General features: G+C 71.9%; 1 protein-coding gene. It reads left to right on the forward strand.

All coding sequences use genetic code 11. From position 1 onward, the window contains the following. A partial coding sequence (locus tag AB0J52_RS40990; RefSeq protein WP_500188645.1) for a chitinase occupies window positions 1-1,185 on the forward strand: 1,185 nt, incomplete at its 5' end. Window positions 1,186-1,316: the final 131 nt, after the last annotated feature.

A 1,316-nucleotide genomic window follows, 5' to 3' on the forward strand; every position in this document is an offset into this window, starting at 1 on the left:
GGCGGGTTGGGCCCGCCGGGCGGGCCCGGCGCGCCCGGCGCCCCGTCCGTCAGCGCCCGCACCGACTCGTCCCTCACCCTCACCTGGACGGCCGGGACCGGCACCCCGACCGGCTACCGCGTCTACGAGGGCTCCACGGTCGCCGCGACCGTCACCGGGACGACCGCGACGCTGTCCGGCCTCGCCGCCTGCTCGACCCACACCTACACGGTCAAGGCGTACGACGCGAAGGGCGAGTCCCCGGCGAGCGCCGCCGTCACCGGCACGACCAGCGGCTGCGCGACCGGGCCGCTGCCCAAGCACTTCCTCACCGGCTACTGGCAGGACTTCGTCAACTCCGCCAAGCCGCTGAGGCTCGCGGACGTCCCGAGCGAGTACGACCTGGTCGCGGTCGCGTTCGGCGACGCCACCGGCAAGCCAGGGGAGGTCGCGTTCACGCTCGACTCCGGCCTGTCCACGGCGCTCGGCGGGTACACCGACGCCCAGTTCAAGGCCGACATCGCCACGCTGCACGGCAGAGGTAAGAAGGTGATCCTGTCGGTCGGCGGCCAGAACGGGACCGTCCAGGTCGGGGACGCGTCGTCCGCCGCGACGTTCGCGTCCAGCATGGGAAGGATCATCAGCGCGTACGGGTTCGACGGCGTGGACATCGACCTGGAGAACGGCGTCAACCCGACGTACATGGAGCAGGCCCTGCGCGCGCTGCGCTCGCAGGCCGGCGCGAACCTCATCATCACGATGGCCCCCCAGACCATCGACATGCAGTCCACCGGGGCGTCCTACTTCCAGCTCGCGCTGAAGATCAAGGACATCCTCACCGTCGTGCACACCCAGTTCTACAACTCCGGCGCCATGCTCGGCTGCGACCAGAAGGTGTACGGGCAGGGCTCGGTCGACTTCATGACCGCGCTCGCCTGCATCCAGCTGCAGAACGGGCTGCGGCCCGACCAGGTCGCGCTGGGCCTGCCCGCGGGGGCGGGCGCGGCGGGCGGGGGCGTCGTCTCGCCGAGCCTGGTGAACAGCGCCCTGGACTGCCTCGCGCGCGGCACGAACTGCGGCTCGTTCAAGCCGTCGCAGACCTACCCCGACATCCGCGGCGCGATGACCTGGTCCATCAACTGGGACGTCACCAACGGCAACGGCTTCGCCAAGACCGTCCGGCCGCACCTCGACACGCTCCCGTAGCCCCTTCCGAGCATCGCCCCCACCCCCGAGAGAAGGATGACCATGCGATCCGCCCACGCGAAGGTCGCCCTGGCCGTCGCCGCCGTCCCCGCGGCGTCCCTGGCCGCCGTCCTGGCCGCGCCCGCCGGGAC

Origin of the sequence: Spirillospora sp. NPDC049652 (genome assembly GCF_040675125.1) — a bacterium.
Lineage (GTDB): Bacteria > Actinomycetota > Actinomycetes > Streptosporangiales > Streptosporangiaceae > Spirillospora.